The sequence below is a fragment of the Roseovarius sp. BRH_c41 genome, from assembly GCF_000961715.1.
Taxonomy (GTDB): Bacteria; Pseudomonadota; Alphaproteobacteria; order Rhodobacterales; family Rhodobacteraceae; genus Roseovarius.
Map to the genome: position 1 here is coordinate 126,702 of NZ_LADY01000037.1, position 23,446 is coordinate 150,147.

General features: G+C 59.1%; 24 protein-coding genes. 16 read left to right on the plus strand and 8 right to left on the minus strand.

What is annotated here, in order from left to right; genetic code table 11:
• Positions 1-249: 249 nt before the first annotated feature.
• Positions 250-1,161: a DUF2493 domain-containing protein gene (locus VR71_RS11900; RefSeq protein WP_045684144.1), complete on the plus strand. Its 912-nt coding sequence runs from the start codon at positions 250-252 to the stop codon at positions 1,159-1,161.
• 8 nt (positions 1,162-1,169) lie between these two features.
• On the opposite strand, the gene VR71_RS11905 is transcribed toward VR71_RS11900, so the two are convergent.
• From VR71_RS11905 to VR71_RS24945, 3 genes are all read right to left on the minus strand, one after another.
• The gene (locus tag VR71_RS11905; RefSeq protein ID WP_045684146.1) at positions 1,170-1,463 is read right to left on the minus strand and encodes a helix-turn-helix domain-containing protein; all 294 of its coding nucleotides are present in this window, start codon (positions 1,461-1,463) and stop codon (positions 1,170-1,172) included.
• Positions 1,460-1,582, minus strand: a complete 123-nt coding sequence (locus VR71_RS24940; protein WP_296430297.1) for an addiction module toxin RelE — start codon at positions 1,580-1,582, stop codon at positions 1,460-1,462. Before VR71_RS24940 ends, VR71_RS11905 begins: the two co-directional genes overlap by 4 nt.
• A gap of 65 nt (positions 1,583-1,647) precedes the next feature.
• Positions 1,648-1,800, minus strand: coding sequence for a hypothetical protein (locus VR71_RS24945; RefSeq protein WP_296430298.1), 153 nt, complete (start codon positions 1,798-1,800; stop codon positions 1,648-1,650).
• Between the two features lie 638 nt (positions 1,801-2,438).
• Between VR71_RS24945 and VR71_RS11915 the strand changes: the two genes are divergently transcribed.
• The 6 genes from VR71_RS11915 to VR71_RS11940 all read left to right on the plus strand — a co-directional run bounded on the left by VR71_RS11915 (position 2,439) and on the right by VR71_RS11940 (position 7,665).
• On the plus strand, positions 2,439-2,777 hold the full coding sequence (locus VR71_RS11915; protein ID WP_028957482.1) for a DUF736 family protein: 339 nt from the start codon (positions 2,439-2,441) through the stop codon (positions 2,775-2,777).
• Positions 2,778-3,270: 493 nt separating this feature from the next.
• Positions 3,271-4,482 carry a plasmid partitioning protein RepA gene (gene repA, locus VR71_RS11920; protein WP_045684152.1) on the plus strand — a complete coding sequence of 404 codons (1,212 nt, stop codon included), beginning with the start codon at positions 3,271-3,273 and terminating at the stop codon, positions 4,480-4,482.
• Between the two features lie 103 nt (positions 4,483-4,585).
• Positions 4,586-5,581: a plasmid partitioning protein RepB gene (gene repB, locus VR71_RS11925; RefSeq protein ID WP_045684154.1), complete on the plus strand. Its 996-nt coding sequence runs from the start codon at positions 4,586-4,588 to the stop codon at positions 5,579-5,581.
• Between the two features lie 160 nt (positions 5,582-5,741).
• Positions 5,742-7,022 (plus strand): plasmid replication protein RepC, encoded by a 1,281-nt coding sequence (gene repC, locus VR71_RS11930; RefSeq protein WP_045684156.1) that lies wholly within the window; start codon positions 5,742-5,744, stop codon positions 7,020-7,022.
• Positions 7,023-7,075: 53 nt separating this feature from the next.
• Entirely contained in the window at positions 7,076-7,333 is a 258-nt protein-coding gene (locus VR71_RS11935) for a type II toxin-antitoxin system ParD family antitoxin (RefSeq protein ID WP_045684158.1), read from the plus strand.
• Positions 7,330-7,665 (plus strand): type II toxin-antitoxin system RelE/ParE family toxin, encoded by a 336-nt coding sequence (locus tag VR71_RS11940; RefSeq protein ID WP_045684160.1) that lies wholly within the window; start codon positions 7,330-7,332, stop codon positions 7,663-7,665. The genes VR71_RS11935 and VR71_RS11940 overlap by 4 nt, the downstream gene beginning before the upstream one ends.
• On the opposite strand, the gene VR71_RS11945 is transcribed toward VR71_RS11940, so the two are convergent.
• Positions 7,660-8,778 carry a tyrosine-type recombinase/integrase gene (locus VR71_RS11945; RefSeq protein ID WP_045684163.1) on the minus strand — a complete coding sequence of 373 codons (1,119 nt, stop codon included), beginning with the start codon at positions 8,776-8,778 and terminating at the stop codon, positions 7,660-7,662. The genes VR71_RS11940 and VR71_RS11945 overlap by 6 nt on opposite strands.
• 126 nt (positions 8,779-8,904) lie before the next feature.
• Between VR71_RS11945 and VR71_RS11950 the strand changes: the two genes are divergently transcribed.
• From VR71_RS11950 to VR71_RS11990, 8 genes are all read left to right on the plus strand, one after another.
• Complete coding sequence (locus tag VR71_RS11950) at positions 8,905-9,789, plus strand: DUF1403 family protein (protein WP_045684165.1); 885 nt, start codon at positions 8,905-8,907, stop codon at positions 9,787-9,789.
• A 2-nt stretch (positions 9,790-9,791) separates the two neighbouring features.
• Positions 9,792-10,388 carry an SMC-Scp complex subunit ScpB gene (locus VR71_RS11955; protein ID WP_045684167.1) on the plus strand — a complete coding sequence of 199 codons (597 nt, stop codon included), beginning with the start codon at positions 9,792-9,794 and terminating at the stop codon, positions 10,386-10,388.
• Between the two features lie 460 nt (positions 10,389-10,848).
• Entirely contained in the window at positions 10,849-11,202 is a 354-nt protein-coding gene (locus tag VR71_RS11960) for a phage terminase small subunit P27 family (protein ID WP_296430300.1), read from the plus strand.
• Between the two features lie 289 nt (positions 11,203-11,491).
• Positions 11,492-11,845: a hypothetical protein gene (locus VR71_RS11965; RefSeq protein ID WP_045684283.1), complete on the plus strand. Its 354-nt coding sequence runs from the start codon at positions 11,492-11,494 to the stop codon at positions 11,843-11,845.
• 204 nt (positions 11,846-12,049) lie between these two features.
• Positions 12,050-12,742: an IS6 family transposase gene (locus VR71_RS11970; protein WP_045684169.1), complete on the plus strand. Its 693-nt coding sequence runs from the start codon at positions 12,050-12,052 to the stop codon at positions 12,740-12,742.
• Positions 12,743-13,028: 286 nt separating this feature from the next.
• On the plus strand, positions 13,029-14,144 hold the full coding sequence (locus tag VR71_RS11975) for a Fic family protein (RefSeq protein WP_045684171.1): 1,116 nt from the start codon (positions 13,029-13,031) through the stop codon (positions 14,142-14,144).
• 121 nt (positions 14,145-14,265) lie between these two features.
• Complete coding sequence (locus VR71_RS11980) at positions 14,266-14,952, plus strand: IS6 family transposase (protein WP_045684173.1); 687 nt, start codon at positions 14,266-14,268, stop codon at positions 14,950-14,952.
• A 377-nt stretch (positions 14,953-15,329) separates the two neighbouring features.
• Positions 15,330-16,184: a methyltransferase domain-containing protein gene (locus tag VR71_RS11990; protein WP_045684177.1), complete on the plus strand. Its 855-nt coding sequence runs from the start codon at positions 15,330-15,332 to the stop codon at positions 16,182-16,184.
• 118 nt (positions 16,185-16,302) lie between these two features.
• Here the strand turns inward: VR71_RS11990 and VR71_RS11995 are convergent, their stop codons facing one another.
• From VR71_RS11995 to VR71_RS12005, 3 genes are all read right to left on the minus strand, one after another.
• Positions 16,303-17,997 carry a hypothetical protein gene (locus VR71_RS11995; RefSeq protein WP_045684179.1) on the minus strand — a complete coding sequence of 565 codons (1,695 nt, stop codon included), beginning with the start codon at positions 17,995-17,997 and terminating at the stop codon, positions 16,303-16,305.
• A 69-nt stretch (positions 17,998-18,066) separates the two neighbouring features.
• The gene (locus VR71_RS12000) at positions 18,067-19,557 is read right to left on the minus strand and encodes a pyridoxal-dependent decarboxylase (RefSeq protein ID WP_045684181.1); all 1,491 of its coding nucleotides are present in this window, start codon (positions 19,555-19,557) and stop codon (positions 18,067-18,069) included.
• A gap of 25 nt (positions 19,558-19,582) precedes the next feature.
• Complete coding sequence (locus VR71_RS12005) at positions 19,583-20,662, minus strand: PLP-dependent cysteine synthase family protein (protein ID WP_045684184.1); 1,080 nt, start codon at positions 20,660-20,662, stop codon at positions 19,583-19,585.
• Positions 20,663-20,799: 137 nt separating this feature from the next.
• Between VR71_RS12005 and VR71_RS12010 the strand changes: the two genes are divergently transcribed.
• Positions 20,800-22,347, plus strand: coding sequence for a winged helix-turn-helix domain-containing protein (locus VR71_RS12010; RefSeq protein WP_045684186.1), 1,548 nt, complete (start codon positions 20,800-20,802; stop codon positions 22,345-22,347).
• 173 nt (positions 22,348-22,520) lie between these two features.
• Here the strand turns inward: VR71_RS12010 and VR71_RS12015 are convergent, their stop codons facing one another.
• Positions 22,521-23,444, minus strand: coding sequence for a LysR family transcriptional regulator (locus tag VR71_RS12015; RefSeq protein ID WP_045684188.1), 924 nt, complete (start codon positions 23,442-23,444; stop codon positions 22,521-22,523).
• Between the last annotated feature and the right edge of the window lie 2 nt (positions 23,445-23,446).

Here is a 23,446-nt window from a genome sequence, read left to right on the forward strand (position 1 = left end):
GATCTGATCCCGTTTGGATAAGGGGAGCGATGGACCGGCGGGTCGGAGCTGAGTGCTCCTCGCCCGGGCAGCAATGCGCCCCGACCCAGAAAATTCCCCTGCCCCTTCGGGCCATTCCTCGCGGGAACAATTTTCTGGCCCGGGTCACATTCTCCGCTGCGCTCCGATCCTGACGGATGCGGCCCGGGCGCCGCCGGTCCTTTTATCGCCCCATCCAAATCGGGTCAGATCAAACAGAGGAACCATACAATGCCCCACCAGACAGACATCCAAGATGAAACCGGTGTGACCTCCGCCATCCTCGACCACTTGGCACTTCATGGCGCAACACCGGGACCCGGCGAGACCGATCATCGCCCCCTGCCCCAGCCCGACGAGGTCGAACTCGCCATGGCGAACCTCTTTGACACCACCATCGGTCTCCTCACTGGTAGCCAGTTGGAAGACAATCTCGAAGAGATGCTCTGGTCCCTCACCTCTATCTTCCATCGCCGGCTCACCCATATCCAGAAGCTTCTGGACGACAATGAATTCGAGGTCCGAGAAAGCCTGGCCATACAGGACGGCTCCGAGGTCGCCTCGGTCGAGCTTGAGCGCCTCCAGATGATCGGGCTGAAGCTCTGGGACCATCGCAACGCTTTCGAGCAGATGCGCGATCTGGCCGTGGACCGCTTTTCGGCCGCGACAGGCTCGCCCTGGCTGCCCCGGACCGGATCCAAGGTTTCGCATCGCGGCCTCACCTCCGCCGTGGTGGACAGTCGGGCCTATCTTTCCGCCAAGCGCCGCAAGGAGACCGAGGTGCACTGCCCCGAAGGCACACGGATTGCGTTTTCGGGCGGGGACTATCAGGCCTACGATCTGATCTGGTCCGTCCTCGATGCCACCCTTGCGAAATACCCTGACATGGTGCTCTTGCACGGGGGCACGCCGAAAGGCGCCGAGATGATCGCGGCCCGTTGGGCCGATACCCGAGGTGTCACTCAGGTGGTTTTCAAACCCGACTGGAAGAGCCACGGCAAGGCGGCCCCCTTCAAGCGCAATGACAAGATGCTCGAGACCATGCCGCAGGGTCTGATCGCAACGCCGGGCTCCGGGATCACCGAGAACATCGTCGACAAGGCTCGCAAACTCGGGATTCGAATCAAGAGAATCGGGGCTTAGGCCCCGGTTCACGCGCCGCGCAGGAGATCTTGAACCACAGAAGGCTTCTTTGCGATCAGTGCTAACAGAACCTGTGCCGGGCCTGTCGGCTGCCGACGCCCGTGTTCCCAGTTCAGGAGCGTGCCTTTCGCGACGCCAATGCTCTTGGCGAACTCTGCCTGGGATAGGCCAGTCCGTTGCCGAACTTCGGCGACGTCGACCTCAGCAACGGAAACCTCATGCACTTTTGCGCCTGCCAAATCGCCATTCGCGAAGGCCAGAGCCTCTTCCAGGCCCTTGGATACGGATTCAAATGCACTCATGTTGCGTTTCCATATTTCGCGACAAGCGACTTACTCATCGCTACCGCCGCAGCCTGTTCGGTCTTCGACAGGTTGGCTTTCTCATTCTTGGCGAAGACCGTGATCAGAAAGATCGGCATATGGGTCCCGCCAAAGACATACACCGTCCTGAAGCTGCCACTCTTGCCACTCCCCTCTCTTGGATTCAGACTTTGCGTAGCCCGCATCCAAGAGAGATGCCCGCTTCCGGATTGGCGGCAATGAAGTTGATCGTCGCCTCGCGTTTCTGGTCCGACATGATTGCCTTGGCGCGCCTCTGGAATTCTGGCAGTTCGACCACTCTCTGCAATCGCGTCATTGTCAGTTCTAAATAGGTTTCGGCGGCGTATGTGTCAATGACGTATAGCATGCACGCTGGAAGGGCAAGTCGGCGACGGCTGCCGGGGCCTACTGGAATGCGCGGTCAGTTGGGTCGGCATACCCTGGCTATGTGTACCGTCGCACAGAATGATCGATCCGACCGGCCGGTTTGTCATTTCGTGCGATTGGATGGTTGCGGTGTCACGTAACGAGGCGGCCTTTCGTTCTAAGCTCTGAGTGAATCGAGTGCTCATCTGCATCATGGATGAGCTAGCGAAGACATTGGTCGCGACAAGCCATCCCGGGGGCGCGACTTTGAAGTCTGGCCCACGTCATTCTCAGGCTCTTTTGGAAGTGGACCGAGGCCCCCGCCGCATCTTAATCCGCAGTTCCCCCATTTCCCATTCGCGGGTACCGCACTTCTCCTTTTGTCTGAGTTGCATGACATGCTGGTCGCAGCTGTCGTCCCGTCCACAAAGGTTGTCGCCGATCTTTTTCCCCTGGCCCTGCGGGCCATTCCTCGCGAGGCAAAAAGACCGGCGCCTGCCCCTCTCCGCTGCGCTTCGCCTTCGGTGTGGCCGGACCTTGGCCAGCTGCAAGGTGACCATCATTGCAACGCAAACAAGGAGAAGAGCAATGACCACGAACTGCATCAAATTCACCAGCGCCGACTTTGAGACCGCCAAGGGCGTCGGCTCTATCTCGACCCTGACCTTCGACCTCGACATCACGGTCGAACCCGTCGCGAGCACGAATCCGATGGCCCCCACGCACCGCGTCCTCGGCCGCTCCCCGCGCGGCAAGCTGGTCGAATGCGGCGGCATCTGGAAGAAGCAGAACAAGGAGACCGGCGCCGACTACTACACGCTGACCATCCGCGACCACGGCTTCAACGCCAACCTCGGCAAGGCCGCGAACCAGGACGATCTGTCCCTGCAGGCCGTCATCCCCTGGGGGCCGAAAGACGCCGCGTGACGCAAAGAATCGGCTGGGGCAACCCAGCCGATTTCCTCTGTTTCCCTTTGCACTGACAGGCATTGCCTGCATGTTGGTGCACAGTGGGTGGTGCGCTTGGTGGAAGCAACTGATCACTGATTGGGCGCAAGGTGATTAGGACTCAATCCGTTTTGGAGCAGACATATTCGTGGTCCCCCTAGCGTTTTGAGGCTTCGAGCGCCTTGCATCTTGACAGCCGTGCAGGGGGCGAAAATAAAATAAAAACAAAGGGCTGCGGTGGATCTTGCGCAAAGCTCTAGGTGTCTGCACATCCGAGCTTGTGACAGTCTTCCCTAGATATTGGGTGGCTACTTTTCACGATCGCTACAGTTTGTCGAGACATCTAGGCCCGCTAACGGATTGGGCAAGGTCGAACTGCCGGGCGAAAATCGTTGTTAAGACTCATTTTTCCGTGTAGATGACACTTTAATGAGCGAAATCGCTGAAAAAGCGATATTTAGAGGGCAGTCAGATGCGAAAACGGTCTTTTGAGGCTGATACGAAGGACCAACCCTTCGATGAAATCATTCTCCAACAGGGAGAACTTATTTCTGACCGCCTCAACATGTTGCGGCAGGAGCAGTATCCTCCGGATGCCCAAAAAGGTCTACGTCAGTTTTCATTGGCAGAGGTTGCCTTCTATCTCGGCGTGACCCAGTCGACCATCAAGAAGCTTCACCTCGAGGGCAAAGGTCCCGAGCCCGAAACGTCGTCTTCCGGCAGGCGCAGCTACTCGGCTGAGCAAATGCTGGAACTGAGAGCCTATCTGGACAAGCATGGTCGTCCCGGAAAGCGCCGTTATGTCCCCTATCGACAGCCTGGCGAAGAACTGCACGTTGTGTCTGTCGTAAACTTCAAAGGGGGCAGCGGAAAAACCACTACCGCAGCTCATCTAGCTCAGCATTTGGCGCTGAAGGGCCATCGCGTTCTTGCGATCGACTTGGATCCTCAAGCTTCACTAACAGCTTTGCACGGTATTCAGCCTGAACTCGACAACGTGCCATCGCTCTATGAGACACTCCGGTATGATGACGAGCGAAAGCCTATCTCTGAAGTAATCCGACCGACAAACTTCCCAAACCTAGACATCGTTCCGGCAAGCCTCGAACTTCAGGAGTACGAATACGATACCCCGGTTGCCTTGACGAGCAGCGATCCCCATGAGGGCCGCACCTTCTTCACTCGTATATCCAAGGCGCTCGGCGAAGTTGATGACCGCTATGACGTGGTCGTAATCGATTGCCCTCCTCAGCTGGGCTACCTCACGCTCACTGCTCTGACGGCTTCTTCCTCGGTAATTGTGACGGTCCATCCTCAGATGCTGGACGTCATGTCGATGAGCCAGTTTCTTTTGATGCTGGGTGGGATCATGAAGACGATCCGTGATGCCGGAGCAAACATGCGCCTGAAGTGGTTCCGCTACCTCGTAACGCGGTTTGAGCCAACAGATGGCCCTCAAAAGCAGATGGTCGGGTTCCTCCAGGCGATGTTTCCAAACCAGATGCTTTCGGCTCCTGTACTGAAATCGACGGCGATCTCTGACGCTGGGATCACCAAACAGACGCTTTACGAAGTTGAGCGGTCTCAGTTCGTGCGGACTACTTATGACCGTGCAGTAACGTCGTTGAATGATGTGAACGACGAAATTGCCGAGCTGATCCACAAGGCTTGGGGGCGAGAATGACTGTGGTTTTGACAGCCGTGCAGAGCGCTAACTTTGACAGCCGTGCAACTGTCGAAATGTGGGCTGCGGGGCGGTTGGATTCTAACGAAGTGGAGATGGCTTGATGGCTCGCAAAGACCTCCTGAAGAGCGTAATGGCAGGCTCGCCAGAGCAACCCAAGGATTCCGGACGCTCCGGATACGCAATGCGCGGCGCTTCGAAATCGATGAAGGTTTCGATTGATAGCCTTGCGGAGAACTCGAAGCGTCTCCTTGAGGGCGAAACCATTGTCGAGATCGATCCGCAATTAATCGATGTATCATTTGTTTCGGATCGGCTTAGTGATGACGATGTTGCTTTCGACGAACTGAAAGCATCGATCGCGGCCGGTCGCCAGGACACACCGGTATTGCTTCGACCGCATCCAGAAGCAGATGGTCGCTACATGATCGTCTTTGGGCACCGCCGTGTGCGAGTTGCATCAGCGCTCGGCCGTAAGGTTCGCGCAGTTGTAAAGCCGATGGACGATGTGGCCCACATACTTGCTCAGGGGCAGGAAAACACTGCGCGCGCAGATCTCTCTTTTATTGAGAAGGCCCTATTTGCGAAGAGCCTCTTGGATATGGGGCAAGCAAAGGACGTGATCCAGTCCGCCCTGACCATTGATGGTACTTTGCTTTCGCGCATGCTTTCAGTGGCGCAGAACGTCCCGCGGCACGTCATCGAACAGATTGGCCCTGCCAAGCAGATCGGGCGTGATCGTTGGGAGGATTTCAAGAAGCTGGCTGCGGAGCCCAAGAATGAGAAGATCCTCAAAGGAGCTTTGGAGTTCGACGGTTTTCAGGGCCTCGACAGTGATGCACGCTTCGAGTGTCTGCACAGCAAGCTAGCAGAAGCGGGCAGGGCGCCGAAAAGCCGAAAAACGCGTGCCACGCCCAAGAAACGTACCTGGACCGCCGGCAAAGGCCGCATCAAAGGCGTCATCGGCCGGTCCGGAAAGGCATTCAGCATTTCACTCACGGCGCAAGATTCGACCGAGTTCGGGGACTTTCTCTCGGGCCGGCTTGATCAGCTGTACAGTGAATTCCTCGCGACGAAAGAGGAGCAGTCAGAACAATGATCTAGGCAAAAGAAAAGCCCCCAAGCAGCGTGGCCTGAGAGCTAATCTGAAAAGTTTGGTCGCTTAGACGATATCTCTCCCGCGAATTACTGTCAACAAGAACGCCACTTCGGCGAAGGGCTTTCTTTTGCCTCCACATAACTGGAGGTGAGAAACAGGCATGAAACATACAGGTTGGCGCAAGCCGACACCGGGTCTTGGCATTGCAGAGCAGCTTGCCCAAGCCGGTGAACGAGTAGCTGTACCCAAAACGCGGGCTTTCGTTGCTGTGAAGCGGGTTGGTGCATACATCGGCCTCAAGGCCGGAGACATGATGCTCCTCGACACGCTCGGAGCCTTTACCCAGGCTCAGGACTGGGAGGAGGGGCGGCGCCCGATCGTCTGGGCGTCGAACGCCTATCTGATGGAGCAGACAGGATTTTCGCTCTCTGCGCTCAAGCGCCACGCACGGCGCCTGGCCGAGATCGGTGTGATTTCTTTCCAGGACAGTCCCAACGGCAAGCGGTGGGGCCGCAGAGACGCTGATGGCCGCATCATCGAGGCATATGGTTTCGATCTGTCGCCGCTTTCAGCCCGCGTCGAGGAGTTCGAGGAGCTTCATGCCGAGTTGCAGGCTGAACGCGAGCTCTGCCAGCGCCTGAAACGTCAGATCACGGTCGCGCGCCGGATGATCCGCGCACGGATCGAAGCCGCCGTCAGCAGCACGTTGCGCGGGCCCTGGGCACAGTTCACGGGTCTCTTTGCTGAGCTTCTGGATCGACTTCCTCGCCGCCATGAAGCCTCGGATCAGCTGGCACGGCTGCTGACGTGGTTCAGGGAGCTTCAGGAGCGGGTCGAGGCCGCCTATCTCAAGGCAACTGAGGTCGTCCAGCCTGTGGAAAACACCCCCGAAACCAAAGCACAAGTCTTCGATAAGACTCAAGAAATGAACCCCAGGGAGGTCATTTCTGAACCTCATATACTAACTACAAATCAACTTGATCCTGTAACTCGTAATTCCTCTGAAAAAGAGGAAGCGGCGACCGTGGTGCCCAATGCTCAGACCGAGGATCGGGTTGATAGGGAGCTGGAAGAATGGGTTGCCGAGGTGCGGAAGAAGCGCACGGCGCTCGATCTGCCCACAATCATGCAAGCCTGTCCGGAATTCGCATCCTGGGCGCGCAATATGGGTGGGTTCCTGAAGGATTGGGGCGATCTGCACCGGGTTGCGGGGCAACTTAGGCCAATGATCGGGATCTCAGAACACGCGTGGAACGTGGCGCAGGACCGAATGGGCACTCAGGTGGCAACGGCAGCATTCGCGCTTGTCTTCGAGAAACACAGCGCGGGAGAAGTTTCCTCGCCGGGCGGATATCTGCGTGGCATGGTCGAAAAGGCCAGGGCAGGGGAGCTGCATCTCGAGCGCAGCTTCTACGGCAGGCTCAGCGGGCAGGCCGCCTGATCTTGATCGATGTGGTGTGTTGGCATATATTGCCAATGATGGAGGGCCGAGAAATGGTGACACGCAATGTCGTTCTGACCGAAACCCAAGACCAGCTGGTGCAGGCACTGGTTGCGTCCGGACGTTACCAGAACGTCAGTGAGGCAATGCGCGCGGGGCTTCGTCTGCTGGAGCAGGAAGAAGCCCAGCTCGCCGGTATCCGACAGGGGTTGTTCGAGGGATTGGCGCAGGCAAAGGCGGGCGATTTTGCCGAAGGTAGCGGTGACGACGCGATCCGGCGGGCATTTCGGCAAGCCCACGCATCTTCATGAGCCGATCCCTTCGGCTGACGCGTCGCGCAGAGGCCAGTCTGGTCGAGATTGCCAAATGGACGATCGAACAATTCGGGCTCAAACAGGCAGACCTTTATGAAGCGGAACTGCTCACCCGCTGTCAGGCAATCCTGAATGGTCAAGCGCATAGCAGAAGCTGTGCGGTTCTGGTCGATGATGCGGCCGATCTGCGGTTCGCGAGGGCAGGGGAGCATTTCCTGCTGTTCTTGGATCAGCCGGACGCGGTCATCATCGTTGATATCCTGCATTCCCGCAGTGATCTTCCACGTCATGTCGCGGCGTTGGCTGCTCTCAGAAATGTCGACCTATAGTCCCGCTGCCTTGGTCAGGTTCACCCGGAACCGGTCACGGCGGCGCTGGTAGCGGCGGGTCATCTCGGCCGTGGCGTGCCCCAGCTGCTTCTGGACGTAGCGTTCGTCGACTTCCGCCGAACTGGCGAGGCCGGCACGCAAGCTGTGTCCTGAGAACAGCGCCAGTCGTTCTTTCTCGGGCAGCTCGGATCGGATGCCGGCGTCGAGGACGGTGCGCTTGATTAGCCGGGCTACATGTTTGTCGTTGAGCCGCGTTTCCGAAGCACGCTTGCCATCGCGGGAGGTGCCGACAAAGATCGGGCCAAAGTCGATCTTCGCAAAGTGCAGCCATTGCTCGAGTGCATATACGGGGCAAGTCTGTTCTTTCGAGCCGCGTCCGATTTCGACTTCGCGCCAGCCGGTCTTGGCATTGAGGGTCAGCAGGGCGCCCTTGTCGAACATCTCGATCCAGCCGCCGGAATCTGATGTGTCGTCCTTGTGCACATCAAGACTGACGATTTCCGATCGGCGCAAACCTCCGGCATAGCCCAAGAGCAGGATCGCGCGATCTCGCAGCCCGCGCAGATCATAGGGCAGGGTGCCCACCATCGCGAGGATGTCTTCGGCCATAATGGCTTCCTTCTGCACCGGCGGACGCGCGTGCTTGCGTTTGATCCCCGCCAGGACCGTGACAATGTGGCGGTTCTTGCGATCGAGGGTGAGGCCCCGTTGTGCGTAGTTCCATCCAAGGCCCGACAGGCGGCGCTCGATCGTGGAAACTGATAGGGCAGGAGCCTTTCCTGAAGGTGACGCGAGGTCGGCCAGATAGAGCCCGATCATCTCGGGCGAGGGCGGCAGCGGCTCGGCGCCTTTCATTCGGCACCAGCGCGCGAAATGCGCCCAGTCCCTAGCATAGGCCTTCAGCGTGTTGTCCGAAGCTGCGGCGCGGGCATAGTCGCGGGCGGTGTCCACGAGGCGGTCGAGCGTTCCCGATCCGGCGACGTGGGCGGGCAGGGCGATGGTATTGCGGTCAGGAGGCTCTCTCTCGTTGCGCGCGTCATGGTTTGGCGGATCATGGGGCGTTGACTTCAATTTCTCGACCTCTGAGGGTAGGTATTCAGGTGTTTTGCTCATGCGTCGGAGCTTATGTGCATTGTGTCCGATAATGCAAACTTATTGGACGTAGGGAGGAGCTGTAAGGTGGGGCGGTTTATGTGCTATTTGGTGGTAGAAAGCGCCGCAACGATGTAGGCTTCCGGCATGACATTTGCCCGCCCCGATCACATCAGCGACCTAGACACGCTACCCCGGATGCCCGCCTGGGTCACCTCGGTCCGTGTTGAGCCCCTTGAAGATGTGGCGTTTTTGTCGGGCGCCGCGCTGGCCCACCTGCATCTGGTGTTGGGGCGGGACTGTGTCCCCCAAACCTTGTTGCGGGACAGGCTCGCGCTCCGCGCAGCAGAGGCTTGTGTCGCGTTCTCCGGTCGGCCGGAACGGGCAGGGGAGTTGCGCGATTCGGTCCATCTGCTGCGCCCCGGCGACCTGCCCGGCCCGGCAGGTGAAACATGTCTGGCGTGGCGTCGCGCCACGGAAAGGCCGGTGACCGTGAAATCTCTGGTCCGGGCGCTGCCTGAACTTCAGGGTGATCAGATCGCGACGTCGCTAGATGCGGGGCAGGGGGCGCCCGTGACCCGTGCCGCGATGGTGCTGGATGCGGTGCTGCGCGAGGCGCCGCGCGCAGATGTAGCAGGGCTGATCCTCGCGGATGCGACCCTGGCTCAGGCGCTCGGCTGGGATCGTCTCGTGCCGCTGCTGGCCGCGGGCCTGAAACGCGCTGACCTGCGCAAGCGTGGGGACGACTTGAGGCTCGCCTGCCATCGGGCGCTCCTCTCCTCGGTGGTCGTGGCCGTGCGGCAGGCCGCCGACCTCGCGCGTCGGGCGGCGCATCTGAAGGCGGTCGCACCCAAGCTCCGGGCCAAGGGGGCTGGCGACGCGGTCGAGATGTTCCTGACCCGCGATGCTATTGCGCCTTCGGCGCTGCCATTGCCGGATCGCGCCGCGCGGCGGCTTTGCGACCGGCTGGTGGACTTGGGCGCTCTTCGCGAGCTGACCGGGCGCGACACCTTCCGGCTCTACGGGGTGTAGCGATGGCCAAAGATCGTTCTGAACCGGAGCTTGACCAGGAGTTGATCGACCTGCCGCCAGAGTTGCGCTGGCGCGAATGGATGCGCCGGATCGAGGCGGTGCTTTTTGCCTCGGCCTCGCCGGTTCCGCGCGACGATCTGGCGCGGGTGGTTGGGCAGGGGGCGTCGATTGACCTGCTGGTCGAGGACCTCGTCGCGGATCTGGACGGCCGGGCGTTCGAGATAGCCCAAGTGGCGGGTGGGTGGATGTTTCGGACCCGACCCGCCTACGCGCCCGCGATCCGCGCTGCGGCGGATGTCGGCGACCAGCTACTCGACCTGAGCGAATTCGACGTCGCGGTGTTGGCCGCTGTCGCCTACCACCAGCCTATCACCCGCGACGGGCTGAAGGACATCTTCGGCAAGGAGATCAGCCGCGATCTGATCGGACGGCTGCATGCGCGAGGGCTGATTGGAACAGGGCCGCGGTCGCCGCAGCGCGGGGCACCCTATACCTTTGTGACGACCGATGCCTTCCTTGTCGCGTTCGGGCTGGCGTCCTTACGCGAACTTCCCGATCGCGAGCAGTTGGAAGATGCGGGAGTCATCGACGCAGTATAGGCCGGCTATCCAGCGAACGCTTGGCCCAAGCTATCTCCAGGCCGATGCTCTGGAGCGTTTAAGGGCGCCCGTCGCGTTGAGCCGCATCCGCATCAGGGGTTCGCTGACGCCGTATTGGCTAGCCGCCGCTGCCAAAGCTAGTGTCACTGTACCCTAATTGATCAGAATCTTACCTGAAATTTTCGTTTTTTTCAGTCACGAATTGTACCCTTATTTCTCATACTGGACCCCTATCTCCAATATTGCACCCTTAACTGCCATACCGTTCGACCTGTGGATAAGATCGAAAGGCCGTTGAAAAAGGCGGACCTAGTTGACTTTGTTTTGTGGGCAAATCGTCTATAGCTGCCGCCCGTCGTAGGCTGTGGAATTATTGCTATTAAGGGTACAGAAAGTGCCAAAACGGGCCTGAATCCGCAGAATCCGGGTTATTAGGGTACAGTGACACCCACTCTACCGGATGGGTGTGCTGTCGGTGACCGATCGCGCCGCACTGGCGGCCTATTGTCAGGCCTGGGCACGCTGGGTGGAGGCCGAGGAGCATCTCGCCAAGGGACCTGCGCTGATCAAGACGCCCTCGGGCTATGTCCAGCAATCGCCCTGGCTGACGGTCGCCAACAAGCAGCTGGAGATCATGGGGCGTTTCATGGCCGAACTGGGGTTGAGCCCCTCGGCCCGCGCCAGGCTGCGACTTCCGGAGGGGGGTGCGGACGACAGCACCAGCATCAAAATCATCACGCTGATTGCGGCCGAGAATGAGGGCGAAAGCAAAACCGACAGATTGCCGGTCAACGTCAGGGTTTCGGAGGGCTGAACACACATGCGGGGACTGTCTGGCGTGGCATCGCGGTGGCGCAGGCGGCTAGATGTCTAGGACACCCAGGATTGTCAGGAGTGAACCTAAAGCGACCGCGGACGCCAATTGTGAGCGCATTGATCACGGAGACGGGGGCAGCTATGCTCTTCAGGCTGCAGAAGTTTATGACCACGGACCCGGCTGATTGATCAATAGGCCCTTTTCCGCTGACGCGTATTAAGCTGAGGGACAGCTTGTCGGCAGAATGCTTATCTTTGCCACACAGTAAATGAGCGGGAGTAACATCATGCGACATTCTCCGATTTTGATCGCGGCAACGGCGGTGGCCTGTCTTGGGCTCGCTGCAGAAGCGGGAAATCATAATTCCCGCAAGGGACAATCTAGCGGCTTTGTAAGAGCCGCGGATTGCCCTCCCGGTCTGGCCAAGAAAAACCCACCCTGCGTGCCGCCTGGCCAAGTCCGCAGATACGGGCGCGGCGACGTGATCTTTGACGACTATTGGATCATCAGAAATCCAGGGCGCTATGGGCTTAACCCGAACGAGACCTACTACCGCGTTGGCGACTATGTCTACCGCGTGGACCGCGAGACGCGAGAGGTATTGGACCTGATTGGCGCAGTCGCGCGCGTGCTGGATTAGGGCGCGGATGCATGCCTTTGACCCGAAGACTTCCGAACAGGACACGGAACAGAGGACAAATGGCATCAATCCTGCGAATTGGATCGTTCACTCGGTCTGACTAGGCAGCCGACTCATAAAACTCGATCCACAGTCTGACCGACGGCATTGTCACATTAACTTTGGCCTGGTGGAAGCGTTGGAGATTTTGCGTAGTTGCTGCGCATGAGCATGATCGTCAGCTACAAGCGCCACCGTTTTCCACCAGAGATCATCGCGCACGCGGTTTGGCTGTACGTCCGTTTCAACCTCTCCCTGCGCGAAGTCGAGGAAATGCTCCTGAAGCGTGGCATTGATGTTTCCTACGAAACGATCCGGCGTTGGGTGGCGAAATTCGCCCCGCAGATCGCCCGAAACTTGCGCCGGCGGCAGGCGCGTCCGGGGGATGTCTGGCATCTCGACGAAGTTGTGGTGACGATCCCGGGGCGGAAATTCTGGCTCTGGCGCGCGGTTGACCAAGAGGGGATCGTTCTTGAGGAAATCCTGCAATCTAGGCGCGACAAGCGTGCCGCAAAGCGTCTTTTGAAAGCGCTGATCAAGCGGTTTGGCCTGCCCAAACGGATCGTCACGGACAAGCTGCGCTCCTACGGTGCGGCCAGACGCGAGATCGCGTCCGGCCTTGAACATCGCTCCCACAAAGGCCTGAACAATCGGGCCGAGAACAGCCATTTGCCGTTTCGAAAACGAGAGCGGTGCATGCAAGGGTTTCGCTCTCCGGGCGGGTTGCAACGGTTTGTGACATGCCAGTCTGCCGCCAGAAACCGATTCTCAATACCTGCCCGCCGCCGTTCCGCAAACGCAACACGCTATCACAGAATAGAGGCCTTCGACGCCTGGAAGGAGGCCGCGAGCATCTGACGCTCCAAGACCGGCCATCTCTTCGCGGCCGGCGAGTTAAGTTGACAACACCCAACGAAAGCCGCCTGATCATGACCTCAGGCCATCTGGAAAATTACACCACCTTGACGGACGCTACCTCCAGATTTGCCGAAAATGCTCGCTTGTTTTGGCTTCAGCTGTCGGGCCAGTAGTGGACATGTGAGAGTACCCGCAAAAACATTCTTGCGCTTGTTGAGGTATAGGATTGACTTCTATGGCTCTAAAGTGATCTATTTTTGAGTTATAGAAAGGACGTCTATAACTCATGGCATGGAATTGGCAATTACCTAACTGGCCGGATTTTCGGTATGACGCGACAGCATTGGCGCCGCTTGAACAACGTTTTCTGCTGTCGTCAGGCGAAATCCTGGGAGCGGTTCACCATGTCAGCCCGTCAGAACGTGATCAGCTCCGCATTGATCTGCTGAGCGATGAGGCCATGAAGACCAGCGCCATCGAAGGTGAGATGCTCGATCGGCTCAGCGTGCAATCCTCGCTTCGCCGACAACTCGGATTGGCACCGGACAGCTATCCGAACAGGCCTCGAGAACAGGGCGTAGCCGAGATGATGGTCGATGTTTACTCAACTTATGCCGAGCCTCTTACACATAACACGCTCTTTCGGTGGCATGAGATGCTCTTGTCTTTCGACAAACGGCTGGAGGCAATCGGGTCCTATCGCAAGCACGAAGAAGCCATGCAGATCGTCTCTGGCCGTCTTGATCGTCCGGTCGTACATTTTGAGGCGCCGCCTTCGGCGCAGGTTGCAGACGAGATGGACCGTTATGTCGACTGGTTCAGCAGGACGGCGCCGGGTACCAGTGACCCATTGCCGGCACTGACGCGTGCTGGGCTGAGCCACCTCTATTTCGAAAGCATCCATCCATTCGAAGACGGGAATGGTCGCTTGGGTCGGGCCCTGGCCGAAAAGTCCTTGGCTCAGAATATCGGACAGCCAAGCCTGATCGCGCTTGCCTTCACAATCGAACGGCAATGGAAGGCCTACTATGACCAGCTTGAACGGCACCAGAAGATATTGGATGTCACACCTTGGCTCGTGTGGTTTGCCGAAACGGTGCTTGCAGCGCAGCAAGTCACTTTGGATCGTGTCGGCTTCTTCATTGCGAAAGCACATTTCTATGACAGGCACCGGGACAACCTGAACGAGCGGCAGACCAAGGCGATCAAGCGGATGTTCCGAGAAGGACCAGAAGGGTTCAAAGGTGGCCTAAGCGCCGAGAACTACATTTCGATTACCGGTACTTCGCGTGCAACGGCGACAAGGGATCTGCAAGACCTTGTTGAGATGGAGGCATTCAGGCGCACAGGTGAGCGTAGGTACACGCGCTACTGGCTCAATCTTGAGGAGGCGCCTCAGTAGGGTCCGTTGCATTAATTTGGGAATGCCTCGCAAAGGCTGTGTCGCAAACTATTCCGCTTCCAGCTGGACAGGCGATATTGCAGAGCACGGTCGGAAGAAACGATTGCGCGGGTTGGACAGAATGGCGATAGATTTCAAAGGCGTGCACTACCCGAAGGCCGTGGTCTTGTACGCGGTATTTTTCTATGTTCGCTATGCGGTGTCGTATCGCGACCTTGAAGAGATTATGGCGGAACGTGGTGTCGTCGTTGACCATGCGACGCTTAACCGCTGGGTGGTGAAATTCTCGCCACTGATTGCGGAAAATGCCCAATCCGGGAAACGAGCTACGGCGAGTTCCTGGCGGATGGACGAGACATACATACGGGTCCGGGGCAAATGGACTTACCTCTACCGCGCGGTCGATCGGAACGGCCAAACTCTTCATTTCATGCTGTCAGAGCGCCGCGATCTGGCAGCGGCTCGCAGGTTTTTCAAGCAGGCTATCGGCAGAAACGGTGGGCCGGACCGGGTGCGCATCGACAAGAGCGGCGCAAACCTGGCTGGCCTGATGGCCGTAAATGTGATCTTGAAATTCACTGGGACGGGGCACATAGTCACGATCAGGCAGGTCAAATATCTCAAAAATATTCTTGAACAGGATCACCGGTTCATCAAGCGGATCACTGGGCCCATGATGGGCTTCAAGGCCTTCCACTCTGCTGCCGCGACCATCGCTGGCATCGAGGTTGACCACATGATCCGAAAGCGCCAACTTGCGGCAAATGATCTTCCCGCATTTCAGCAGTTCGCGGTGCTCGCGGGATAGTCATGTCCGAAGGTGAGCCTTTTCAAAGTCTTGCAAAATTTGCGACACTACCGTTCAGACTCCCCGTTATGATGTGCTGACGATGCTCTTGGCTCACTACAGCGGCATCAAGTCGGTTTCGGCCGAACCTGTTGGCAAACTGGATTACGCCGAGTTAGGTGCGATATCCCCGTTCAGGGTGTTTGCGGTCGCGCACCACGTCCTCGGACACTACCCCCCGGAACATCCAGCCTCCATCGGACCTTGTCCCGAAGGCACCTACCGGCTCGCTCCGCAACATATAGCAACACAACACCAACGGATCTGTGGTAGACTACTCATCAGCGTCAGGGCGAACCTCCCGGATTGGCTGGAAGGTTCTTTCACGGAGGTCTGCATTGACTGATGAACCCAACGCAGCGCAGCGGCAGTTCTGGAACTCTGACTTTGGTGACAAGTGGGTGACCTTCCAGACAGACCTCGAAACTCTGCACGCGCCGATGAATACGCCCCTTCTCGCGCGAGCTGCGATCAGGCCAGGGATGCAGGTGCTCGATGTCGGCTGCGGCAGTGGATCGGTTGCGCGCAGAGCGGCTGTTTTGGCAGGTGGTGGCGGCGGCGTGACTGCCGTGGACATTTCTGAAAAGTTGCTCGACACGGCACGGGCCATCGCAGTTTCTGAGCAGAGCGCCCATGTCGAGTATTTGCTTGCGGACGCACAGACACATCCTTTTATGCCCGCCTCATTTGACAGAATTGTATCGCGGATGGGGGTGATGTTCTTTGGCAATCCTGTTGCGGCCTTTGCGAACCTGCTTCACGCAGCACGGCCCGGTGCCCAACTTTCGGCTGTTGTCTGGCGACGAGGGGACGAAAATCCATGGTTTAGCATACCGACCGGGGCCGCAATCCGGCACCTGGGACCAATCGCCTCAGATCCGGATGCACCGGGGCCCTTGGCATTCGCGAACGCAGACCGAACCGTGGCTCTCCTCACATCAGCGGGCTGGGTCGACGTGCGCGCCGATCCGATGCAAGTGATCCTCGAAACGCGCGGCACTGCGGCCGAAGCGGCATCCAGCGTCGGCTCGCTGGGACCTGCGGCCCGCATCATGGAAGCAAAAGGGGCCACTGCGGCGCAAGCGTCTGCAATCGTTGCCGATATTGATGCGGGCTTCAGACGTTTCGAGACGGATCTTGGCTTGCGGGTGCCCGTAACGATGACGTTGCTTTCGGCGACGGCACCCGCCTGAGCAGTAATGCGGAACTTGCCAGTATTCACGCGGTCTAAGTCAAGCAGAGCGCTTCAATTGGCGGCGTTGGCAGGCAATTGCCCCTTGCGGGGGACAGCATACCTGCATCGGCGACTTTCTAGGTTGACCGTGTCAAAGGTTCTACCCTATTGATCGTCGCGGGATCGGCGGTACGCGGCAGCTTTTTGGACCTGCAGTAGCAAGACGACTGGATCGGGACCTCGGCCCTTGCCATGGCCTGGTCCAACTGGAGCCCGATATGCCGCCGTTCGACGGTTTCATCCCGTCTGCGCAGGCATTCATCCAGCCCGTGCAGACTCCACACGTTGCGGGGATGCTGGCAGGGACGCGGCAGGGTCTGGTCCAGACCCAAATCGGCCCGATACACCACCTCGGCCTCGGCATACTGCCCGGCATCCATAAGCAACGCACCAAGGGCGTGACGGGCGGGCTGCATCCAGCCCCAAGGTTCGTCATACAGCATCCCGTCGTCCAACCGGACCGCCGCGCGAAGGTGCTCAAGGCCCGCTTCGGTTTGCCCCGACTTATAGGCCAGTTCGCCCAGCATCATCTGTTCGGCCACCAACAGGACGGCTGAACAGGGGTTGTTGAACATCATCCAGTCATCTGGCACGGCGCGCTGCGCGGTTGCAAAGGCGTCACGTTCAGCGCGGGCTTCGTCAAGACGGGCAAGATTGGCCAAGGCAACCGCTCTGGCATAGTGCAGCAATGCCATGGTGTTAAGGTAGAGCGCGGGGTCGGTCGGAAGCCGCTCGTCCAGAATCTCCTGCCAGCGACCAAAGCGGACCAGCACATGAAACTTCATACCGATGAACGCCTCAAAAAATTCTGGCATAAAGCGAACCACTTGCTCGGGGAGGGTTTCGCGCAGGGCGGCTGCCGCTGCCAGCGCGGTGGTCGGGCGGGCCAGAAACATTGCGCCGTAGATCACGAAATGCAAGTTGTGGATGCGATAGATCGTGTAGAAATTCTCACCCCCCGCATGGTCGAAATACTTTCTGTCAACGGCCACTGCGCGCACGTTGCGCCAGATGACATTTTGGTAATCGCCACACAGCACGTCGATATGGGTTGCCATATGCCCCAGATGGCCAGAATCCGGAACGAGATCTACCAGTCGATCCCCGTGGCGCAGCGCCTTTTCGGGTGTGGGCGACATTTCCATTAGGTGGATATACATGTGCAATAGGCCGGGATGGTCCCATGCTGCGGGATCGTTGGCAAAGGCCCGTTCCAGCGCGGCCTGTGCCTCCACCGTCGAGGCTCCTTCGGCAGGGCCGCGCGCCCGCAGGTCCCAGAGCTTCCATGGCGTGCGGTTCATTAGTGCCTCAGCAAAGAGCGCGGTCACGTCCAGATCGGTCGGAAAGGCGGCATGAATCTTGCGCATTTCGTCCGCAAAGGCGTCATTCCATGGACCATAATCTTCTATCGCAGGATCGGTTGGAAACCTAGCGGCAAGGGCCATCAGGATGGCATGCTCTGCAGGCGTCGCGCGGTCAGCTACGGCTGCTGCCTGCTTCAGCGAAAGGTGCGCCCGGTCCAGCGCCGCAACCTTTTCTTCGGGACTGAAGAACTCCCACAGCTTGTTATAATTAGGTCCGATGCAGTGGGCGATGCCCCAGTGTGCCATCAGGCAATCGACGTCAAACTGCAGAGCCTTTTCGAAGCAGATGATCGCCTCTTCGTGGTTGAACCCGTAAAGCCAGTTCAGCCCGCGGTCGAACCAAAGCTGCGCCTCGGGGTTGTCCGTTGTGACCTTGCGTGACCAGGTTCCCAGATCGAAGTAGCCCATGTTGGTCCTCCTGCTTCCAAGATGACTGTGAATTGCATTTGTGACCGACCAGCTCTTGAAAAGCCTCTGTCAACCAATTGCCGCCCGTTGGTTCGATGTTACCACCAGATTGCCGCCGATCAGCAAGGTTTCTCGCACCAGAAGGTCGAGATCCGTCCGCCGCGTGCGGTGATTGCAGATGGCTGCACGCAGACAGTGGTGACCGTGAATGGTCGTGTCGGATACTGCCGCGATGCCGGCTTCCTGCAGACACAACATGATCTCGATGTTCAGATCGCGCAGCGTGGCTTCGTCAAGTCCGCCCGGATTGTAGCGAAAACAAACGACGTCGGTCACAGTCGGTGCCATCAGTTCCAGCATCGGTTCAAGCGTGATCCTTTCTGTCAGATAGTGCGCCTGCGCAATGCCCTGATCGATGAGCCGCCCGAACTTTTCAACCCCGTGTTCCTTGAGCATCATCCAGATCTTCAGCGCTCGGAACCCGCGCGAAGTGTCCAGATTGTAGTCGTGCAGGAATTCTGCAGCCGCAATGCCGCGCGACATCTTTTGCAGATATTCGGCATCTTCGGCAAAGGTCAACCTGTGCTGTCGGCGGTCACGTACCAGGGCACATCCTACATCGAAGGGAGCCTGAAGCCCCTTGTGCAGATCTAGTGCCAGCGAGTCTGCCCGTTCGATCCCTGCGACCAGATGGCGGTTGTCCGGTGCGATGGAGATCAAGGCACCAATGCAGCCATCGACGTGCATCCACAGCCCCTCTGCGGCACAAAGATCAGCGATGGCGGACAGATCGTCGATAGACCCAGTGTTGGTGGTCCCCGCCGTTGCAATTACACAGGCTGGCTTGATGCCCTGACCACGATCGGTTCTGATCTGTTCTTTCAGTGCATCAATGCCCATGCGGAACTGGTCACCCGAAAGCACCTTGCACAATGAACCCTTGCCCAACCCTAGCAGGTTCATCGCCTTGAAATGACAGCTGTGAACCTGATCCGAGGCATAGAACCGCAAGGGCTGCGCCATGGCGTCCACCCCGTATTGCCGCAGATCGACTCCGGCCATGGCATTGCGCGCCGCCATCAGCCCGATGATGTTGGCCATGGATCCGCCTGTGACCAAAGTGCCGCTGGCCGTTTCGGGAAAGCCCATCATGTCCCTGATCCAGTCCGTCACCTGCAGGTCGATCTGGCTGGCCGCCATGTTCCCGCCGCCGAGGTTCGACCCGTCGATGGCCGCCAGAAAATCGCCCAAAGCGCCGGTGAAATTTCCGGCCCCCATATACCACATCCAGAACCGTGGATGGATGTTGCCCATCGGATGCGGCATCAGACTGGCGGTGATGTCAGAATAAACGTCTTCAAGAGGCTGCGGTCCCTGTGGCAGCGGTTCGGCAAAACCGGCCTGCACCGAGGCAGGCATCTCTTGCCAAAGCGGCCGTTCGCGAACCCCGTCCAGATGGTCTATGGCGTCATCGACCATCCGGTGCGCTAGCGCCCGCGTGGCAGCCCAATCGGTGGGATCAAGCGTCTCTTCGGCGAAGTTGGTTTCCTGAGTAGTCATGTCCAGCTCCTTCCCTATGGCGGCTTCAGCCCATCTGATTTCCGGGCGTCGATTGCGACAGCGCCACCTCTTCCGCGTCCATGTCTTCGGGAATGTCGGCAAAAAGTGGTGTCGTCAGATAGCGTTCGCCGGTGTCGGGCAGCATCGCCAGGATCACCGAGCCCGGCTCCGCTCGCTCGGCAACCTTCATCGCGATGGCAAAGGTAGCGCCGCCCGAAATACCGGTTAGAATTCCCTCGCGCTGCGCCAGTTTCTTCGCCCAAGCCACACCGTCGGCCCCTTTAACCGGGATCAGTTCATCATAGCCGCTGCTGTCGAGACATTCCTGCAAGACGTTGGGGATGAAATCCGGCGTCCAGCCCTGAATGGGATGCGGCTCAAAACTGGGATGACTGGCGGTCGGCGCGCCACCGACTCCGCGCTCCTGCGCCATTCCACTGCCAATCAGTTGCGCGTTGGCAGGTTCGGTCAGGATGATCCGCGTTTCTGGACGCTCGCGGCGCAAGACGCGAGAAAGACCAGTCACCGTACCGCCGGTGCCATAACCGGTCACCACATAGTCCAACCGGTCCCCGGCAAAGTCGCCGATAAGCTCGCGCGCGGTGGTCGCCTCGTGGATGTCGGCATTCGCGGCGGTTTCGAACTGGCGGGCCAGAAACCAACCGTGCTTTTCCGCCAGTTCTGCGGCTTTCATGTACATGCCGGTGCCTTTCTGCGCGCGCGGCGTCAGCACGACCTTTGCCCCCAGCATTCGCATCAGCCGACGCCGCTCGACCGAAAAGCTGTCGGCCATGGTTACTACCAGAGGATAGCCTTTTTGCGCGCAAACCATAGCCAAACCGATTCCGGTGTTTCCGCTTGTGGCCTCGATGACGGTCTGGCCAGGCTTTAGCGCCCCCGTCCGTTCTGCCGCCTCGATGATGTTCAGCGCAAGTCGGTCCTTGATCGAGGCTGCCGGATTGAACGCCTCAACCTTGACGTAAAGCCGCACACCCTGCGGGCCGAGGTTGTTGATACGCACCACAGGCGTGTCACCTACGGTTTCAAGAATGCTGTCATAAAGCATCCCACGCCCTTTGGTCGTCCGAATTGTCATGGCGTCCATGTCCCAGGCCCTTTCACTTCGGTGTGCGCGGCCCAATGCCCCGCTCTCTCATCAAGGTTACGCTCTTGGTCAGGGCATGCTTGACCGGTTCCTGAAGAATTCGTGTAGAAACGCATGATTCTGCGGTATTCTGACGCATGACATGGATTTTTGGCGCCTTCCGGCTTGATTCCGAACGGTTCGAATTGTCGCGCGGGTCCGAGTCCGTGCGCCTCGAACCGCAGGTGCTTGCCCTGCTGGTCCATCTGGTGCGCAACCGCGACCGCATGGTGACCAAGGACGAAATCGTGGCAGAGGTCTGGCAGGGACGGGCAGTTTCGGATGCCAGCATTTCCAGCCGCATCCGTTCGGCGCGCCGCGCAGTTGACGATAATGGCGAAGGCCAGACGATCATCCGCACCGTTCACGGCCGGGGATTCCGTTTCGTGGCAGAGGTTGTGGAAACACAACCCGCGCAACCCGCGGCACGGGAGATCGCCCAACCGAAGGGTCCGCTAGCTGGTAGGCCGTCGATTGCTATCCTTCCGTTTCGCGCGCTCGCCCTAGCCCCCGAACTTGCCATTCTGGCCGAGGCGATCCCGTGTGAGATCATCCAGGCGCTATCGTGCATGCGCTGGCTGGCGGTGATCGCGCGCGGCTCGTCTTTCCGGTTCCGTGACCCCGAGCCGAACCTTGATCATGTCGCCACTGCCTTGGGCGCACGCTATGTCCTGACCGGCATCATAGAGGCCCACAATCGCAGCCTCGCCGTGACGCTTGAACTCTCGGACAGCAGCAAGAACGAAGTTATCTGGGGGGATCGTCTGGTAGCGCAGATCGACAACATCGACGATCTGCGTTTTCAGATCGTCACGCATCTTGTCACAGCGCTTGAGGTCTACATTCCGCTGAATGAAGCGCGGGTTGCACAGATGGCCGGGATCGAGACACTGGATGCTTGGGCGAACTACCATCTTGGTTTGCAACATCTGTATCGGTTTACGGGTGAGGACAACCTGCGAGCAAAGGGTTGCTTTAAGCGGGCCGTAACGCTGGAACCGCAATTTGCTCGTGCTCATGCCGGGCTGTCATTCACCAGTTTTCTTGAGGCATTTCTGCAGTTAGGCCCAGATGTACAAGCGGCTACACGGGCTGCTCGATGCCATGCCGAACGTGGGCTGGAGCTGGACTCACTGGATCCGTTCACGAATTTCACCATGGGGCGTTCCTACTGGTTGACCAATGAGCTGGATTCGGCCGCAGGGTGGCTTGACCGGGCCACCACGCTGAACCCGAACTATGCGCAGGGCTTCTATTCCTCAGCCTTGACCTCGATGCTGGCAGGTGATGCTGCGGCGACCGGGGCCGGGTTGGACATCGCCCTTCAACTCAGTCCGCTTGATCCGCTGCTGTACGGGTTTCACGGGGTCCGGGCGCAGATGCTGATGCAGACCGGCGACTACCTCGGCGCCTCCCGCTTGGGCGACAAGGCCGCAAGCACGCCCGGCGCTCATTACCTGATTGCGATGATAGCGGTTGCTGCCAATGGTCTGGCCGGGCGCCACGATCAGGCTGCCCGCTGGCGGCAAGAGGTGCGTCGGCGCAAGGCAGATGCGACGGCCGCACACTATCTTGCCGCCTTCCCCACGCAGGATACGGCCTCCAGATCTCTGATCGTCGCCGAACTGCGCCGCCACGGGTTCTGAAAGCTTCCGACAGGTGTATCAGTGCCCATAGGCAAGAAGAGGAAACCGGAGTTGGTCCGCTGCGGTTCTTGATCAGGCCATTTTGTAAGGCCCACTCGAACACGGCAGAATGCGCAAACCAGTGTAATGGGACTATCCAAGGCAGGGTCAGTGGGGCTTGATCCACGGACGATTCAGCTCTCTTCCGTAGCGCGAAGAATACTATGGCGGGTCAACCTTGCCTCACCACGCAGCCAGTCGATGAATCGCTGCAACTGCGGGCGCAGGGCACCATGTGCGGTCACCGTCAGAACATAGGGCAAAGGTGCTGCAAGGCTCTGCTGCGCCGCATAGGGCAGGACGATGCGCCCCTGTGCCAGGTCGTCCTCCACCAGCGAAAGACCGCAGATCAGAAAGCCTACATTCTGGCGAACTGCCTCCAGCGCCAACCGGGCGTGGCGGTAGTGCACTCCGCGCCCGGGACCATCGCGACGATTGCCGAACTTTTCCACCCATTGCGGCCAGCCAGGCCGCCGCAGGTCGTCGCGCTGTGCCTCAAGATGCAAGAAGGGCATCCCCTCCAGCGGCATCTGCGAGTCCCAATCCGCCATCCTTCGCAGATTGTCAGGACCAGTCACCGGCAACAGACGGTCGCGGAACAACTCCTCACCGCGACCGGGATCGGTGTATTCGATCCGGCAATCTGGCGCTCCAAGGCGTAGCGGAACGTCCCCAGCCCCGTTGATGCAGAAAAGGATATTCGGGTTTTCCGCTCGGAATGCGGCCAACCGCGGCAGCAGCCAGAGTTCTGACCAATCCGGATCTGCCACGATATGGATCTCTGAGACCCGTTGGAAATCAAGGTTTTCTGTCACCCGGTCCAGGGCCGCGAAAGCGACCTTCAGATCGGCCAGAGCGTGCTGCAGGTCGGCAGTCGGGGACAGCCCTGACCGGCCCCGCAACAGCAAATCCCTGCCCAGATACTCTTCCAGCGCGCGGACGCGCTGGCCCACCGCAGCAGGCGTAATGCCCAGACGGTCGGCTGCGCCGGTCAGTGAACCGACCCGGATTGCCATTTCCAAGGCTTGAAGGGATTTTAGATGCGAGGCGGCGGTCATTG

Coding starts and splice junctions, on each gene's coding strand:
- VR71_RS24945 (WP_296430298.1), bottom strand. CDS start 1,800: ATGACGCGATTGCAGAGAGTGGTCGAACTGCCAGAATTCCAGAGGCGC.
- VR71_RS11950 (WP_045684165.1), top strand. CDS start 8,905: ATGACATTTGCCCGCCCCGATCACATCAGCGACCTAGACACGCTACCC.
- VR71_RS11905 (WP_045684146.1), bottom strand. CDS start 1,463: ATGAGTGCATTTGAATCCGTATCCAAGGGCCTGGAAGAGGCTCTGGCC.
- VR71_RS11995 (WP_045684179.1), bottom strand. CDS start 17,997: ATGGGCTACTTCGATCTGGGAACCTGGTCACGCAAGGTCACAACGGAC.
- repA (WP_045684152.1), top strand. CDS start 3,271: ATGCGAAAACGGTCTTTTGAGGCTGATACGAAGGACCAACCCTTCGAT.
- VR71_RS11900 (WP_045684144.1), top strand. CDS start 250: ATGCCCCACCAGACAGACATCCAAGATGAAACCGGTGTGACCTCCGCC.
- VR71_RS24940 (WP_296430297.1), bottom strand. CDS start 1,582: ATGCCGATCTTTCTGATCACGGTCTTCGCCAAGAATGAGAAAGCCAAC.
- VR71_RS11980 (WP_045684173.1), top strand. CDS start 14,266: ATGGCGATAGATTTCAAAGGCGTGCACTACCCGAAGGCCGTGGTCTTG.
- VR71_RS12000 (WP_045684181.1), bottom strand. CDS start 19,557: ATGACTACTCAGGAAACCAACTTCGCCGAAGAGACGCTTGATCCCACC.
- VR71_RS12010 (WP_045684186.1), top strand. CDS start 20,800: ATGACATGGATTTTTGGCGCCTTCCGGCTTGATTCCGAACGGTTCGAA.
- VR71_RS11945 (WP_045684163.1), bottom strand. CDS start 8,778: ATGAGCAAAACACCTGAATACCTACCCTCAGAGGTCGAGAAATTGAAG.
- VR71_RS11975 (WP_045684171.1), top strand. CDS start 13,029: ATGGCATGGAATTGGCAATTACCTAACTGGCCGGATTTTCGGTATGAC.
- VR71_RS11935 (WP_045684158.1), top strand. CDS start 7,076: ATGGTGACACGCAATGTCGTTCTGACCGAAACCCAAGACCAGCTGGTG.
- VR71_RS11940 (WP_045684160.1), top strand. CDS start 7,330: ATGAGCCGATCCCTTCGGCTGACGCGTCGCGCAGAGGCCAGTCTGGTC.
- repB (WP_045684154.1), top strand. CDS start 4,586: ATGGCTCGCAAAGACCTCCTGAAGAGCGTAATGGCAGGCTCGCCAGAG.
- VR71_RS12015 (WP_045684188.1), bottom strand. CDS start 23,444: ATGACCGCCGCCTCGCATCTAAAATCCCTTCAAGCCTTGGAAATGGCA.
- VR71_RS11955 (WP_045684167.1), top strand. CDS start 9,792: ATGGCCAAAGATCGTTCTGAACCGGAGCTTGACCAGGAGTTGATCGAC.
- VR71_RS11960 (WP_296430300.1), top strand. CDS start 10,849: ATGGGTGTGCTGTCGGTGACCGATCGCGCCGCACTGGCGGCCTATTGT.
- repC (WP_045684156.1), top strand. CDS start 5,742: ATGAAACATACAGGTTGGCGCAAGCCGACACCGGGTCTTGGCATTGCA.
- VR71_RS11965 (WP_045684283.1), top strand. CDS start 11,492: ATGCGACATTCTCCGATTTTGATCGCGGCAACGGCGGTGGCCTGTCTT.
- VR71_RS11970 (WP_045684169.1), top strand. CDS start 12,050: ATGAGCATGATCGTCAGCTACAAGCGCCACCGTTTTCCACCAGAGATC.
- VR71_RS12005 (WP_045684184.1), bottom strand. CDS start 20,662: ATGGACGCCATGACAATTCGGACGACCAAAGGGCGTGGGATGCTTTAT.
- VR71_RS11915 (WP_028957482.1), top strand. CDS start 2,439: ATGACCACGAACTGCATCAAATTCACCAGCGCCGACTTTGAGACCGCC.